Origin of the sequence: Vagococcus luciliae (assembly GCF_024637875.1) — a bacterium.
GTDB classification, from domain to species: domain Bacteria; phylum Bacillota; class Bacilli; order Lactobacillales; family Vagococcaceae; genus Vagococcus; species Vagococcus luciliae.
In genome coordinates, this window is record NZ_CP102451.1 from 1,568,195 (window position 1) to 1,583,950 (window position 15,756).

General features: G+C 32.7%; 12 protein-coding genes. 2 read left to right on the plus strand and 10 right to left on the minus strand.

Annotation, left to right across the window (positions count from 1 at the left end; translation table 11 throughout):
* Positions 1–266: 266 nt before the first annotated feature.
* The 3 genes from G314FT_RS07610 to G314FT_RS07620 all read right to left on the minus strand — a co-directional run bounded on the left by G314FT_RS07610 (position 267) and on the right by G314FT_RS07620 (position 5,865).
* Positions 267–2,660, minus strand: a complete 2,394-nt coding sequence (locus G314FT_RS07610; protein WP_257700156.1) for an LPXTG cell wall anchor domain-containing protein — start codon at positions 2,658–2,660, stop codon at positions 267–269.
* A 382-nt stretch (positions 2,661–3,042) separates the two neighbouring features.
* Positions 3,043–5,148: a heavy metal translocating P-type ATPase gene (locus tag G314FT_RS07615; RefSeq protein ID WP_279348152.1), complete on the minus strand. Its 2,106-nt coding sequence runs from the start codon at positions 5,146–5,148 to the stop codon at positions 3,043–3,045.
* A gap of 297 nt (positions 5,149–5,445) precedes the next feature.
* Positions 5,446–5,865 carry a hypothetical protein gene (locus G314FT_RS07620; RefSeq protein WP_257700157.1) on the minus strand — a complete coding sequence of 140 codons (420 nt, stop codon included), beginning with the start codon at positions 5,863–5,865 and terminating at the stop codon, positions 5,446–5,448.
* Between the two features lie 150 nt (positions 5,866–6,015).
* Between G314FT_RS07620 and G314FT_RS07625 the strand changes: the two genes are divergently transcribed.
* Positions 6,016–6,540, plus strand: coding sequence for a hypothetical protein (locus tag G314FT_RS07625; RefSeq protein WP_257700159.1), 525 nt, complete (start codon positions 6,016–6,018; stop codon positions 6,538–6,540).
* Between the two features lie 61 nt (positions 6,541–6,601).
* On the opposite strand, the gene G314FT_RS07630 is transcribed toward G314FT_RS07625, so the two are convergent.
* The 3 genes from G314FT_RS07630 to lepA form a co-directional block, all read right to left on the minus strand.
* Complete coding sequence (locus tag G314FT_RS07630) at positions 6,602–6,805, minus strand: helix-turn-helix transcriptional regulator (RefSeq protein WP_257700160.1); 204 nt, start codon at positions 6,803–6,805, stop codon at positions 6,602–6,604.
* A gap of 3 nt (positions 6,806–6,808) precedes the next feature.
* The gene (locus tag G314FT_RS07635) at positions 6,809–7,174 is read right to left on the minus strand and encodes a DUF2178 domain-containing protein (protein WP_257700161.1); all 366 of its coding nucleotides are present in this window, start codon (positions 7,172–7,174) and stop codon (positions 6,809–6,811) included.
* 138 nt (positions 7,175–7,312) lie between these two features.
* The gene (gene lepA, locus G314FT_RS07640) at positions 7,313–9,151 is read right to left on the minus strand and encodes a translation elongation factor 4 (RefSeq protein ID WP_257700162.1); all 1,839 of its coding nucleotides are present in this window, start codon (positions 9,149–9,151) and stop codon (positions 7,313–7,315) included.
* A 121-nt stretch (positions 9,152–9,272) separates the two neighbouring features.
* Between lepA and G314FT_RS07645 the strand changes: the two genes are divergently transcribed.
* The gene (locus tag G314FT_RS07645; RefSeq protein WP_257700163.1) at positions 9,273–10,496 is read left to right on the plus strand and encodes a GNAT family N-acetyltransferase; all 1,224 of its coding nucleotides are present in this window, start codon (positions 9,273–9,275) and stop codon (positions 10,494–10,496) included.
* A 62-nt stretch (positions 10,497–10,558) separates the two neighbouring features.
* Here G314FT_RS07645 and G314FT_RS07650 read toward each other — a convergent pair whose 3' ends face one another.
* From G314FT_RS07650 to G314FT_RS07665, 4 genes are all read right to left on the minus strand, one after another.
* Positions 10,559–10,954, minus strand: a complete 396-nt coding sequence (locus tag G314FT_RS07650) for a DUF805 domain-containing protein (RefSeq protein WP_257700165.1) — start codon at positions 10,952–10,954, stop codon at positions 10,559–10,561.
* A gap of 57 nt (positions 10,955–11,011) precedes the next feature.
* On the minus strand, positions 11,012–12,136 hold the full coding sequence (locus G314FT_RS07655; RefSeq protein ID WP_257700167.1) for a GTP-binding DUF697 domain-containing protein: 1,125 nt from the start codon (positions 12,134–12,136) through the stop codon (positions 11,012–11,014).
* Between the two features lie 559 nt (positions 12,137–12,695).
* The gene (locus G314FT_RS07660) at positions 12,696–15,029 is read right to left on the minus strand and encodes a Cna B-type domain-containing protein (protein ID WP_257700169.1); all 2,334 of its coding nucleotides are present in this window, start codon (positions 15,027–15,029) and stop codon (positions 12,696–12,698) included.
* A 395-nt stretch (positions 15,030–15,424) separates the two neighbouring features.
* Positions 15,425–15,655: a hypothetical protein gene (locus tag G314FT_RS07665; protein WP_257700170.1), complete on the minus strand. Its 231-nt coding sequence runs from the start codon at positions 15,653–15,655 to the stop codon at positions 15,425–15,427.
* Between the last annotated feature and the right edge of the window lie 101 nt (positions 15,656–15,756).

The following is a 15,756-nucleotide window of genomic DNA, read 5'->3' on the forward strand; positions in this document are numbered from 1 at the left end:
TTAAAACATTTAATAATTCATGGTAATTATATGACGATTTTATTGATTAAACGTCATTTTTATATGATAATCACGATAAATTAATGGGTAATGCAAGAAAAATGAGTCATAGATAAGTACAAAAATTTAATAAATGACGTTTGCTTATCATTGAAACTCAAGCTATTTGGTGCAGATGAAGATTTAAAAATATGGATTTCTAATAGGATTATAAAAATAAAACGTATTAGATTGTAAAAACTTACAATCTAATACGTTTTTTATTGTTATTTTCTTCTTTTAAGAACAAATAATGAAGAAAGCGTAGCAGTAAGGCCACCAAATAATGTTAATAACTGATTAACAGGTTTTTCATTTGTTTTAGGCAATGTTTTATTATTCCCTTTTACTATATTAGATGTTGTCGGTTTAGTAGATAATTTAGTTATATTATTAAGAGAATTGCTACCTTTATTGTTTGTGGTCGTACTATCGATTGAATTATTTTTTTTCAACCCTTCAATAGCATTTAATAAATTAGTTGTCGCTTGATCTACTTCTTTTTGAGTTGCTTTACTAGTTAAATTAACAGCTTCAGCAGTATTTTTTGCTAATTTAAATGACGCAACAGAAAGTGTAGTATATTGAGATAATTTAGATACTTTATTTGCTTTAGTTAAAGCATTTTGTAAGGCTGTTTTGTCTACTTGCACAGGTATTTCTGTGTGTTTAGTTAAGCCGTCAATGGCTTTCAATAAACTAGTTGTCGCTTGATTTATTTCTTCTTGTGTTGATTGATCATCTAAATTAACAGTTTCAGCATTTGTTTTAGCTGATTTAAATACATTAACAGAACTTGTGGTATATGACGATAAATCAGTGACTTTATTCGCTTTAGTTAAAGCATCTTGTAAGGCTGTTTTATCTACTTGCACAGGTGTTTCTGTGTTTTTAGTTAAGCCGTCAATGGCTTTCAATAAACTAATTGTCGCTTTGTCTACTTCTTCTTGTGTTGATTGCCCATCTAAATTAACAGCTTCAGCGTTGGTGATAGCTTCTTTAACAGTTTTTACAGATTCTAAAGTATAAATACTTTCGTCTTTTAGCACATTATTAGCAACTGTAAGAGTATTTTTTAACTCAACTTTATTCATTTCTATTGGTTTTTCAGCTAGTTCTAAGTTTTTAATAGCTTTCGTTAAAGAGATGGTTTCAGCATTCACTTCATCATGTGTCGCGTTTTGGTCATTTAAAACTAGTTCAGCTTTTTCAATTACTATTTTTAACTCATTAACGGATTCTTGAGTGTAACGTTCTTCCGCTTGTAAGGCTTTATTAGCATCATCAATGGCAAACTGTAACGCACTTTTGCTTACTATATCTTTTTGTTGTAGTTCAGAAATAGCTTGATTTAGAGTTTTTGTCACTTCATCAATTTGATCTTGTGTCGCGTTTTGGTCATTTTGAATTTTTTCCGCTTTAGTTAATGCAGTTTTTACAGCTTTCACAGATTCCTCAGTATAATGACTGTCGTCTTTTAACACGCTGGTAGCATCACCAACGGCTTGATTTAATGCTTTTTTATTCACTTCAGCTGGTTGTTGTTTAAGTTGTAACTTATCAACTGCTAAATTTAATGCAGATAATGTGCTATCAATATCATTTTGCGTTGCATTAGAGTTTTCGTTGATAGATATAGCATTGTTTAATGCTGTGCTTAAAGCAGAAACTGAATTATCAGCATAATTACCGAAATCAGCTAATTTACTTTCTGCATTTTTAATAGCTGATTGCAATTGAGATTTGTTTACTGTTGGTGTTGAAACCTTTTTTAATTTGTTTAGACGGTAACTTAAAGCACCTTCAGCGTCATCAATGTCATATTGTAATGCATTTGGGTTATTTAAAACCGTTACGGCTGCATCATACACTTGCTTGAAAGGATTAAATGTTTCTGATGTATAGCCATTAGGATTTTCAATTGCAGCTTTAGATTGGTTAATCGTATTTTGTAACTCTTGTTTGTTAGTAGTAACTGGTTTTTTTTGCAAAGCAGAAATTGCTGTTTGTAATGTAGATGTTGTATTATCTACATCTTGTTGAGATGCATTTGAATTATCACGCACACCATAAGCACTATTTAAAGCTGTTTTTAAATTAGCTACAGATGAATCTGTATAAATGTCAGCATTGATAGCTTGTTCAGCTTGAGCGATAACCTTATTTAATTCTGTTTTGTCTACTTGCGCAGGTGTAGGTGTATAAGGTTGCAATGGACTATCTTTGGCACCAGGTGATACAGGGTTATTCGCTACATTTTTTCCAGTCGCTCCAGCTTGGAAAATTTCACTTGATACTTTTGTTACATATTGAGCAGGTATCTTCCCAGCACCAGTAGAGAAAAATGCTCCAACATTTAAGTTTAAGTAATAAACACCAGTAGCAATACCGTCTTGTCGAGAAGCGCGTGCCACTTTAGTACCAGCAGGATAAACTTCACCATCTGATGAGACTAAATCTTGATTGAGCACTCCGTATTCCACGTATGCTTTTCCTGCTTCTAAGTAACCTTTTTCTTGAGCTTGAACATTTTCTCCTCCAATAATCGGTAATGCAGTAGGAGTTACAGTACCAAACAACAACAAACTTGTACTTAAAAGGACAATATTTCTATATTTCATTATAAAAGCTCCTTTTTAATATAATTATGCATACTATATTAACAGAATATTCATAAAAGATAAACAAGTTATATTTTATAGTTTATTCATAACAAAAATCATTTATATGGAATTTAATTAATCGATATAAGTTATTTAAATACGTTAAAACAAACAAAAATAATATAAATACATTTTTTCAATAATTAATATAACTTGTAAACTGGGTTGTATTGATAGAAAAAATTTTACTAACGCGATTTTTTATTTGAGTATTTGACATAATCAATTATCGGTCAAAAAATAGTGTATAGAACAACAAAAAAGGAGTAGATTTCTCTACTCCTAAAATGATAATTTTCCAGATTTAATATGCTACCTCTATTGAATGACCATTTTTTTACTATTCTTTTCCAATTCGTAACGTTAAAGCATTGATAGCGACAATAACAGTGCTCAATGACATGAAAACAGCACCGACAGCAGGGTTTAGTAAAATACCTATTGGAGCAAGGACTCCAGCAGCTAATGGAATAGCCACAATATTATAACCAGCTCCCCACCATAAATTTTGAATCATTTTACGTCGAGTATGCTTAGCTAAGCTAAGTAATTTTAATACGTCTTCAGGATTACTATTAGTTAAAACAATATCTGCTGAATCGATAGCAACGTCAGTTCCAGCACCAATAGCTACACCAACTGTTGCACTAATCAAACTAGGAGCATCATTCACACCATCCCCTACCATCATCACTTTATCGCCTTTATTAACGTATTCTTTCACAATTTTTTCTTTATCGCCTGGCAATAATTCACTATAGTAATGATCAAGTCCAAGATATTTAGCAACTGTATCAGCTGCTTGTTGGTTATCACCAGTTAACATAACAGGTGTGATACCTTGCTCTTTTAATTTAGCAATAAATTCTTTAGATTCAGGCTTAATAGTGTCACCAAGAGCAATCATGGCAATAAGTAAGCCATCATATATTAGAAAACTTAATGTATTTCCTTGTTCTTGGTACTCTTTTTTTATTGAAGGATTAAATTGATTAGACACATCAGTTAATCCTTTTTCATTTACTATTTTTGCTGTTTTTCCATTGACTACAGCTGTAACTCCAACACCAGAAATAGCTTGAGTATCTGATGAATCATAAGGTGTCAATTGTTTTTGATTAATATAATCCATGATACCTGTAGCGATAGGATGGTTAGCATTCTTTTCTAACGCCCCTATAATTTTTAATGCCTCATTTTCAGATAGCCGGTCAGAAATCATGTTAAAACCAGTTACAGCAAACTGTCCTTGAGTTAAGGTACCTGTTTTATCTAAGAAAACATATTCAATATGATTAGTTGCTTCAAGTGCTTTTTTATTTTTTAATAATAAACCATTTTGAGCAGCAAGAGAAGTTGAACGAGCAATAACCAAAGGAATGGCTAAACCAAGTGCATGTGGGCAAGCAATAACTAAAACTGTTACCATACGCTCAAATGCTATCCCAACATCTTTACTAATGATTAACCAAATAATAAAACTGATGATTCCACTACCTAATGCCACATAAAATAACCACTTAGCTACCTTATCTGATAAAGATTCTAGCGGAATTTTTTCGTTTTGAGCTTGTTGTACCATGTCCATTACTTTTGAAATATAGCCAGTTTTTCCAGTACCAGTCACTTTTATTTCAATCGTTCCATTTCCATTAATGGTCCCGCCGATTACTTTGTCATCGATGTTTTTTACAATACCTTGTGATTCACCTGTAATCATAAATTCATTGACCGTGGTACTACCCTTAATAATTGTTCCATCTGCAGGAATTTTATCACCACTACGTACAATCAATTGGTCGTTAACATGAACATCAGATAAAGAGACTTGTTCTTCTTTTCCTGATTGTGTGATTCTTGTGACATTATCTGGTAATAATGCCGCAATTTTTTTCAATGAATCGCTAGCGTTACTTACTGCATTCATTTCAATCCAATGACCTAGTAACATAACGACAATTAACGTCGCAAGTTCCCAGAAAAAGTTCATGACATGAGTAGTTGGATTAACAAGACTCATGATAAACCCGTATAAACTATAAAAATAAGAAACAGATATCCCCATGGCAATGAGTGTCATCATTGCTGGTTGCTTTTGACTTAATTCCATACGTGCTCCGCTTAAAAATGGTTGCCCACCATAGAAAAATAAGATAGTTGATAAAATCATGACAATCCACTCAGAACCAGTAAAGCTAATTTGAATTGGAAGTGTCATTCCCATCATAGGTGATAATAAAATAATAGGGATAGCTAAAATAAGAGAAACAAAAAATTTCTTTTTAAAATTTCCCATATGCATGGAGTGATCCATACCTGCCATTTGATGATTACTCATATCCATCTTAGAATGATCCATTGACATATGTGACATATCGTGATCAGTATGCTTCATAGAATCATGATGCATATCATGCATATTATGATTATTTTGATTGTTAGCCATGATAAAACCTCCTTTTAATATTAGATTACCACTAAATGGTATTTTATGTTAATTAAAAAGGATTGAAATGACTAAAATATTTTTTATGTTAATTTATATTAAACTAGTTAAAAATTAATCAAAACAAACGTTTATAAGGAATGATAAATTGTTTTTGCATCAGTCATATTAAATGGCTTCGTATCATGGTCACCATGATACCCAATACAATTGCTGTCAACATCATTAAGGTAATTAAGTATCTCATAACAGTCTATCTTGTTGAAGGATGACTTCCTATGGGACAAAGGATAAACTTTAATTTTTTGTTTGTCTATCTTTATATAGTGAAAATAGTTCACTAATCCATAATACCAGTGCCCATGCTAAAGTAGCTAAACTAAAAAGAAACAACAGAAAATAAGGATCAATTAAGAAATTTAGTAGCTCCACTTTCATGAGTCCATTGTAAGTTGCAACAAAAGTAGCGCCTCCAAGTACAAAATAAGTGAGAGACTGATAAAAAGGGAAACTTGTTTTTCGTGATAAATACCTAATTAATTCTTTTGCCCCTAAAAGTAGTCCTCCCATAATGAAGACCATTCCTAGTAGATAAAGCCACAGATACCAATTAGGTTGACCATCAACTGGTTTGACATGTAATGATTTTTCGAAAAAATTAGTAGACAAGACGGTTCCTGTAATCAACATCACCATCACCCTTATTATTTTTTTCATTCCGACACCTCTTTCAATTTTTTCTAATGATACCATGTTAAAACAACATAGTGAACCTATACACTGTTCAAATTGATAGATAAAAAATCAAGGAACATAAGAGCTTTTCATGGTACAATAAAGTCCTAAAAAATTGTGTTGGAGGGTAATATGAAGGATAAGCGGGATTTGATTATTGTTATTTTAGTGGTTATTATTTTTGCTGGTGGTGGTTACTTTTTAGGAACACAAAATAAATTGAAAAACGACTCGCCACAATTTGATTCAACTACTTCGAGCATGGAAACGATTATATCTTCTACAACAAAGCAACTAGAAAGTTCAACTCAAACAAGTATTAAGGAATCAACGAAAGAATCACAAAGTACTGAACCATCATTAAGCCAGGAAGATATTGCCTTAAACAAAATGATTTCTTTACAAGGGAAATGGGCAGTGCCATCAACAGATAGTTTTCTAATGATCCATGAAGATGGTTCTTGGTCAGCAACAACCGTGGGGCTAAGTGAGCCAAGACAACTAGATGTGCAAATTGATTCCTATAATGCTATGAGTGATACCTTATATGTCACAATTGGTGGGGATGCTGCTCAGATACATGTCATCACAAATGAAAAAATCATCATTGACTATAATGATGGCACATCACCTAGAGAGTACCACTTAGTTAACTAAAAAAGCACCTTTTCTTTTGAGATAAAGCCAAAAGAAAAGGTGCTTTTTTGATAAAACTATTTTATCCATCAAATTCAAATAATGTTTCGATTGGAACATCTAAGACTCTTGAAATGTTAACAGCGAGTTCAAGAGATGGGTTATACTTTGCTTGTTCTAGTCTACCAATGGTTTCTCGACGTATGCCAACTGCAGTAGCTAGCTCATCTTGTGTCATATCTTTTAGAAGTCTGTATTTTTTTACATGTGACTGAAAAGAAGCCATAACTTAGTCCTCCTTATCATATTTATAAGTGAGATAAGCCCAACTGTTTAATCCTATAGCAAAGGTCAATGAAAAGATTCCAAGAGTCCATCTATATAGAACTTCGTAATCTGTAAATAAAAAACTAATTGCTAAATTCGAAATTAATCCAAAAAGTAAAGCTATTTTAAGAGCATTCACAGCTGCTTTGTTTTTATTGGCAATCAGTCTTTCATCGTATACTGTTCCTAATTTGTATAACCAAATATATTGAAACCCCGCAAAAAACGAAAAGAACAGTAAGAAGTTTGGTTCACCCTTAATCCCTAATACACCTATACAACCTAAAAAACCAATTAACCAACTTTTATTTGTTAATGCTTTCTTCATTTAATTCTCCTCCTAAAGTGATATATTTATCTCTTAATGATACAAATATATCACTATGGAGATATTTTATCAATGGAAAAGAGTTTATATATAAAAAAACCAAAAAGAATTTATATCTTTCTGGTTTTTTTAAGTTTATTATTTCTTCTTCGGTTCGTCTTCGTCCATCTTAAGAACGGCCATGAAGGCTTCTTGTGGAACTTCAACTGATCCGATTTGTTTCATCCGTTTCTTACCTTCTTTTTGTTTTTCCAGTAATTTACGTTTACGAGAGACATCCCCACCGTAACATTTCGCCAACACGTTTTTACGTAAGGCTTTGATATCCGTACGAGAGACAATTTTCGCACCAATTGCTGCTTGGATAGGCACTTCGAATTGTTGTCTTGGAATTAATTTACGTAGTTTTTCAACGATGGCTTTCCCACGTTCGTACGCAAAGTCTTTATGCACGATAAAACTCAAGGCATCAACTTTTTCAGCATTCAATAAGATATCCATCTTAACTAAGTTACTTGTTCGGTAGCCTATCAATTCATAATCAAGAGATGCGTATCCTTTTGTTCCAGATTTTAATTTATCAAAGAAGTCAAAGACAATTTCAGATAATGGAATATTGTAGACGATATTAACACGATAATCATCTAAATAATCCATCGTCACAAACTCACCACGTTTACGTTGAGAAATTTCCATGACAGCTCCAACGTAATCATTTGGCACCATGATTTGTGCTTTAACATAAGGCTCCTCCACGCTATCGATTACACCTGGCTCTGGAAATTCTGCCGGATTGTCAACGATGACTTGTGACCCGTCTGTCATATTCACATGATAAATTACAGATGGTGCGGTTGTAATCAAGTCTAAATTAAATTCACGTTCTAAACGTTCTTGGATGACGTCCATATGTAACAAACCTAAAAACCCACAACGGAATCCAAACCCTAATGCTTGAGATGTTTCCGGCTCAAAATCAAGAGCAGAGTCATTTAATTGCAGACGTTCAAGAGCTTCACGTAAATCATTGTATTTTGATGTATCAATTGGGTATAATCCACAATACACCATTGGGTTCATTTTACGGTAACCATCTAAAGGTTCGCTCGCAGGATTATCCGCTAACGTAATGGTATCCCCTACTTGTGTATCTTGAATATTTTTGATACTTGCTGTTAAGTAACCAACGTCCCCTACCATCAAGAAATCTCTTGGGACAGCTTTTGGAGAGAAGATTCCTACTTCACTTACTTCGTATTGAACACCGTTATTCATTAATTGAATGGTATCCCCTGGTTTTACGACACCGTCAAAGACACGAATGTTTAAAACAACCCCACGATAAGAGTCGTACACAGAGTCAAAAATCAGTGCTTTTAGTGGTGCATTCAAGTCACCATCTGGCGCTGGAACGTATTCGACGATTTGTTCTAGGATATCTTCAATCCCAATTCCAGCTTTTGCACTAGCTAAAACTGCTTCACTTGCGTCAATCCCAATCACGTCTTCGATTTCTTTTCTAACACGCTCAGGATCTGCTGCAGGTAAATCTATTTTATTAATAACTGGTAAAATTTCTAAATCATTATCAACCGCTAAATACACGTTGGCTAACGTTTGAGCTTCAATCCCTTGAGCTGCATCTACCACAAGTACAGCCCCTTCACAAGCGGCTAAGCTGCGTGACACTTCATAAGTAAAATCGACATGCCCAGGTGTATCTATTAGGTGAAAAATATATTCTTTTCCATCTTTCGCATTATAAGTTAACTCAACGGCATTTAATTTGATTGTAATACCGCGTTCTCTTTCTAAGTCCATTGAATCAAGTAACTGTGCTTGCATTTCACGGTCAGAAACGGTTTCGGTCTGTTGTAAAATACGGTCAGCAAGCGTTGATTTTCCATGGTCAATATGTGCTATGATGGAGAAATTCCGAATAGATTCTTGTCTTTTTTTCATTTCATCAAAATTCATCGTTATCTCCTACTTTCTATTAATCAGCATTTTCAATTATACCAATCTTTTGAGTGTTTTTAAAGTATTTTCAAAATATGTTTGATATAATAAACATTATCAAATAATAGGAGAAAGATAAATGGAATCAAAAGATGCACACGAGAATTTAACCTTAAAAAAGGTCGAACTAAAATATTTGAAACAATTTAATGAGTTACTTCGTTATGTCTTTCAAGTCACTGACTCTGATATTGAGGAGAGTGGCTATGAAGATGAATCTGAAATTATTCGTGCCAAACGTCCTGTCTTACGTGAAGCAGATGTTTATGGTTGGTTTACTCAAGATGATGAGTTAATTTCTCAATTAGCTATCTATCCTTGTGAGGTTAACATCCATGATACTGTCTATGAAATGGCTGGTTTAACTGGTGTTGGAACGTACCCAGAATACACAAACATGGGATTAATGAGTGATTTGATTAAATTAGGTTTAGATAAAATGCGTGATAATAAGCAATGGATTTCTTATCTCTACCCTTATAATATCCCTTACTACCGTCGTAAAGGGTGGGAAATTATGTCTGATAAAATATCCTTTGAAATCAAAGATACTCAGCTACCTAAAATCGTTGATGTGCCTGGTTATGTTGAACGCGAGGATATTGACCATGAAGATGTTTACAAAGTCTATGACGCATTTGCTGAACAAAACCATGGTGCAATGATTCGTTCTGATTTAAACTGGGAAGAATATTGGCGTTGGGAAAATGAAGAAGAACGGACAGCCGCTATTTATTATAGCGCAGATGGCGATCCTTGTGGGGTTTGTTTTTATTGGATAGCTGAAGAAGTGTTTCATATCAAAGAGATGTTTTACTTAAACCAAGAAGCCAGAAAAGGTCTTTGGAATTTTGTGTCTGCCCATTTTTCAATGATCGACCGTGTTGTTGGTGCTACTTATAAAAATGAGCCAATTGCCTTTTTATTTGAAGACAGTGAAATAAAAGAATCCATTGAACCTTACTTTATGGCACGCATTGTAGATGTTGAGCAATTTATCAAACAGTATCCGTTTATCACTACGGGTAAGCCATTCCACTTTGTTGTGACTGATCCTATTGCTGAGTGGAATAATAACAACTTTAGTTTAATGTGGGATGAGGATAATCATTTGACTGTAACAAATGAAGCCATTGGAAATCCTGTTTATGTTGATATTCAGACACTCACCGCTCTTCTAATGAGTTATAAACGCCCGTCTTATCTGTATCGTATCGAGCGATTAAAAACGGATAAAGAAACACTTAGAACCCTTGAGAGAATCATCCCTGACCAAGAAGCTTACTTTAGTGATTATTTCTGATAGGGTGTTGGATTTCATAAAAAAGGACTTAACAAGAATCGTATCTTGGTAAGTCCTTTTTCCTATATATCAGATTGATTTATTGGCCATCTAGTTTGTTGTTTGCTTGGTAAAATTAATGTAATGAAGATAATAATATTACCAATAACAGGTAAAAGATAAAATAAAATCCACCAGTTGCTATGATCACGATCATGCAATCTTCTCGCACGAACAGTAAAATTTGCTAACCAAATTAAAAAAGTTAGCACAACAAAAATAATCGTTACCGAATTCCACTCTTTAATGACCCTTGAACCGTCAGACATAAAATCAATATACTTATAAGTTCCTGTTAAACTAGTATAGAGAGCCAAAACAAAATAGTTAATCACTTGTGGCCACCAATATTGAGCTCGTGTAGATGAAGCATTCATTACTGTCATATTATTCCAATATTCTTTATAAGCGTTTATCATATAATCACCTCCTATTTTTCCATTGTAAAACAACTTAACAATTAGTCAAACATTATATTATTTCGGTAAATAATTTGGTAACAGCTTTAATAATAAGTCTGTTAATGCATCAGGTGTCATAGTACTTAAATCAACCTGTCCTTTAATAACGAGTTCCATTAATTCTATATAGGCATACCCCAATGCACCAGTAATAACCATTCCGACACCACCAGATATAAGGCCTCCACCAAGTGTTCCAACACCAGGTACTAGTTTAGCAATATTACCGGCTAGCGATTTTCCTGATATCATTGCAGCATAGACCCCTAACATACTAGTTAAAGCTGTTTCTATTTTTTGCTTATCAACTTCAATTCCATAAATTGAGGTGATTTTGGTCATCATCGCTGTTTGTGATGTCATCATTATCGGAGCATCTGCCCCAGGTACAGGAGCAAATCCCGTTCCAAAATTAGCGGCCATAGTAGCGGTCACAACTTTAACAGCCTCATTATGTTTGACTTTGATAGAAGCTTCTTGTGAATGGATAAATGACGCTTGTAACCCTTCAGGTAAAAGTTCAACAGTAGCATCAATTAATTCTTCAATCCCAAAGATGCCTTGATGTTCTGTTTGCTTTGCTAGCACTAATATAATATCAAAGGAAGAGTCGATTAATTTTTCTATTTCATTTTTTAAAAGAGTAGCTTCTTTTATGTCAAAGCATTTTGTCAATACAATAATAACAGGTAACTTTTGATCAACTAACCACTTGATAAATGATATTTCAGCCTCTTCAATCCTAGCACCTGATCCAGAAATAACATACCACACAACATGGACATCATCGTCTGTTGTTTCAGTTGCTTGAACTTTTTTTATTAGTTGTTGAATAGGATTTCGTTTGAATGATTTGACCACGCTTTTTATATCAAACCCCATCTTACTAATTTCAAATCCTACAGTATCATAAATTCTAACAGGAAAATTTTTCTGTTCAATCAAATGAATATCCTCTGTAACAGGTTTACCAACGCCCGTTTTTACTAAATCTTCACCAAATACCGTATTAATCAGTGTGGATTTTCCAACGCCACTTTTTCCAGCAATCAAGAGATTAACCTTTTTTAGCTCTTTATTTTCTTTCTTAACATTATTAAATGTTTCTTCAACATATTTTTTATAATTCGCTTGATCCATGTTCTTTTACCTCTCTTTATAAAAAAATATTAACTGGATACACAATATTATTATCTATACTTTTATTATAATATAGAGAATCTTTTAAGTATAATTATCTAACTTAATCAATGGTAAGTTTTCATTTAATCTCCTGATAAGTTGTCATATTGATTTTTAAAGTTTTAACATCGATTACTTCCTGTAAACCTTATCTACCTATCTATTAATTTCTGTTTTCTAAATGATTTGTTTTGGAGAATCTTCCTTTGAACTTTCAGTTACTGATGTTGAGGATATAGATATTTGAGTTAATTTTCCAACATCTTTTCTACAGAATATTCTATCTTAGGTGTCCGACTACAACAAACCAATAATCTTATCTTTATTATTCTCATATATTCCCTCTTTTAAATGATATTGTATCTAATTTGTATAGATAGATTATTATCAGAAATCGTTATTTCTTCTTTTACACCCACTCATGATGTTTTTGGTTATTAATCGTTTCAAATACAAAAAACACCAATCTATGACGAGATTTCCACTCATCATAAATTGATGTTTATAAAAATGAATTTTAGTGTTTTCTTCTAATATAAAAAGCACCCATTGACATTAATAATATGCCTGCTCCATAGAAAATAGGACTCATTGAACGGGCTTCACCTGTACTTGGTAAATTTGGTTTATTATTATTTGTTGTGCCATTTCCACTTGTTGTACCACTTCCATTAGTTCCTGGTACTTTTGATACATTGTGAGAGTTTGTCAAAGTGATATGTCCTTTACCATCATCTGAGACAGTAGCAGTATAGCCTTTTGGTACATCCACTTCTTTTACTGTATACTCAATGGTTTTACCATTTTTCTTTTCATCTAACTCTTTCCAAGTATATTGCCACTTGTTTCCTTCGTTTAGTGTCACAGGCTTACTTGATTCTTTGCCATCGGCATAGAGTTGAACGCTAATATCTTGTGGACGAATACCATCTTGGTTGTTTGAGTCACTCCAATGTTTTGATACAGTGACACTTGTTTTTCCTGGTGTGTAACTATTTGTAATGTTATTGTCTTTGATTGAGACGGTGTAGTCAGGCACACTGTCTTCGTTAACCGTATAAACAATTGGTTCGCCATTTTTATATTTATCTAAGTCGCTAAACGTATAAGCCCAATTATCTTTTTTAGTCACTGTTTTCGAGTCAACTTTAACGCCATTTGCCAATAAGTTTACCTTGATTGATTCTGGGCGTTTACCATCTTGATTATTGGCATCGTTCCATGTTTTCTTACCGGAAATTTCTGTTTTTTCTGGTTCATGAGAGTTTGTGATTAAACTATTCCCATTGGCATCATCTGAGACAGTAGCAGTATAGCCTTTTGGTACATCCGCTTCTTTTACTGTATACTCAATAGTTTTACCATTTTTCTTTTCATCTAACTCTTTCCAAGTATGTTGCCACTTGTTTCCTTCGTTTAGTGTCACAGGCTTACCTGATTCTTTGCCATCAGCATAGAGTTGAACGCTAATATCTTGCGGGCGAATACCATCTTGGTTGTTTGAATCATTCCAAACTTTTTCTCCTTCAATATTTACTTTTTCTGGTGTATGTTCATTTTTTAAATATAAAGCTTTACCATCATCGGTCGCTTGAATACTTAAATTGTAGTCTTTAGAATCAAATTCTTCCCTAACGGTATAATAGGCAGTTTGACCATTTTCATTTTTTAATGGAAGATTTTTCCAAATATATTCCCAATCATTTGCTTCATCTAGATATTTAATGTCTCCAAATTTTGTTTCTTTTCCAGAGGTAATACTTTCAGATTGGTCAAAACTGTAAGGTTGGTCACTTTGATATAGCTGTACTGCTAATTTCTGAGGTCTTAAACCATCTTGATTATCTCGATCGTCCCAATGCTTTAATACTGAAAATGACGTTTCAGCACTATCAAAATCAATACTAGCACGAGTAACTAATCTTTTTTCTATTGGTTGTAAGGTCCCAATTGGCTGTAGAATCGGTTTAGCATAGTAGACAACATAATAAGATTCTTTACTTCTAATAAGAGTATCAATATTACAATATAATTCTGAATCAGATGCTTTATTTTCATCAATAATTTTTTTAGGAATGCTTATTTTTATTGTTCTACTTGCAAAATCTGGCTGGGTTGAGACCTCATTTGTGATATCCGTTACTTTTCCATCATTAAGTAATTGAACTTCAATATTGGTATCTTTATCATCAATTTCAACTAGTTTTTCTGTTTCAGCATCCATATTGTCTTCAAAGAGCATATTGTAGTAATAATTATCTTTATCTTCCCCGTTTGGAATAATCTCTTTAACGTTTATTTCTATATTGTCTATTTTATTGATGATTTGTTGATAACTATCACTATCATCTGTTTTTTCTTTTGCTTCTTCATATAATTGTTGAATCAAAGGATTTGATTCAATCACAATATTACTAAAATTTGCTCCGGTTAATTTCCATATAGCGATTTGTGTCGCAGTATACCTCGTTAAATTATTCGCTTGTTGATAATCAGGTACATTATTTACAGGACTATCTTTATCAATATTTGTATAATAATTTTGCATCAACCATAGAACTGGACCAGATAGTTTTTTACTTGTATCTAACGTATAATCAACATTATTAGGATAGTATCTACCTTCATCTAAACAAAAATAAATATTTTGATCATCATCTGTCAAGGTATATAATCTTGAAGGCATCAAATTTAAATTATTTAAATGAACATCCGGATTATCTTTCAAATTAATATCAAGTCTAACATTTTTTTTTGGCTCATCTGGTAATTTACTTGCTTCAGCTTGAATATTAGACATTGAAAAAATAATTCCTACTACTAAAAATAAGAAAATCGATATTTTTTTCATATTTATCCCTCTTTTTTTATATATTTGGTTATATTTTAATCTAAAAAACAACAATTAAACAATATAATTGCCACTAATATTAAAAAAGTTTCATTTTTTGTTATTTAGTCATTAATAGAGACATTTTAACACCTTTATAGTAACAAAAACTCTCTCTTTATGACAAGAATAAACTTATCATAAAGAGAGAGTTTGAATCTTTTTAGCTTATTTTATTACTAATTAGTGACTTTCCATTAGTTGCAATCATTTGTTTCACTACTTCTTCATTCCAATAGGCAATTCAAATAATGTATTATCATATCGTTTAAGATGTTCTATCTATAACGTACCACACTGAGAACAACCAATAACCGATTTACATATCTTTTCTCAGCGCTAATAAATAGTTGGTATTATAATTTTTTTCGTTCGTTTTCTTTAGCTATATTTTTTTGTAGGTCTTTGACAAAATCTTTTGTATCAATCATACTTGCCCTATTTTCAATCGTTGCACCTTTATTTATACCACCTAATCCTGTATTAACCATCTTTCCCCATCCTTTTAATGGGTCTTTTCCTTTTGCTCGTAATTTATCATTTTTTAACCGTATTTTTTCTGATTTTAAGAGCTTTTTATCTGTCATGATTAAACCCTCATTTCTTTTTAATTATTATACCATAATTAAATATGCCAATCTTCGTTTATTGAATTCAATGAGCGTTCCCTCAACTGCTCTTACTTAGA

Coding starts and splice junctions, on each gene's coding strand:
- G314FT_RS07665 (WP_257700170.1), bottom strand. CDS start 15,655: ATGACAGATAAAAAGCTCTTAAAATCAGAAAAAATACGGTTAAAAAAT.
- lepA (WP_257700162.1), bottom strand. CDS start 9,151: ATGAATTTTGATGAAATGAAAAAAAGACAAGAATCTATTCGGAATTTC.
- G314FT_RS07660 (WP_257700169.1), bottom strand. CDS start 15,029: ATGAAAAAAATATCGATTTTCTTATTTTTAGTAGTAGGAATTATTTTT.
- G314FT_RS07620 (WP_257700157.1), bottom strand. CDS start 5,865: ATGAAAAAAATAATAAGGGTGATGGTGATGTTGATTACAGGAACCGTC.
- G314FT_RS07650 (WP_257700165.1), bottom strand. CDS start 10,954: ATGATAAACGCTTATAAAGAATATTGGAATAATATGACAGTAATGAAT.
- G314FT_RS07610 (WP_257700156.1), bottom strand. CDS start 2,660: ATGAAATATAGAAATATTGTCCTTTTAAGTACAAGTTTGTTGTTGTTT.
- G314FT_RS07625 (WP_257700159.1), top strand. CDS start 6,016: ATGAAGGATAAGCGGGATTTGATTATTGTTATTTTAGTGGTTATTATT.
- G314FT_RS07645 (WP_257700163.1), top strand. CDS start 9,273: ATGGAATCAAAAGATGCACACGAGAATTTAACCTTAAAAAAGGTCGAA.
- G314FT_RS07615 (WP_279348152.1), bottom strand. CDS start 5,148: ATGGCTAACAATCAAAATAATCATAATATGCATGATATGCATCATGAT.
- G314FT_RS07655 (WP_257700167.1), bottom strand. CDS start 12,136: ATGGATCAAGCGAATTATAAAAAATATGTTGAAGAAACATTTAATAAT.
- G314FT_RS07635 (WP_257700161.1), bottom strand. CDS start 7,174: ATGAAGAAAGCATTAACAAATAAAAGTTGGTTAATTGGTTTTTTAGGT.
- G314FT_RS07630 (WP_257700160.1), bottom strand. CDS start 6,805: ATGGCTTCTTTTCAGTCACATGTAAAAAAATACAGACTTCTAAAAGAT.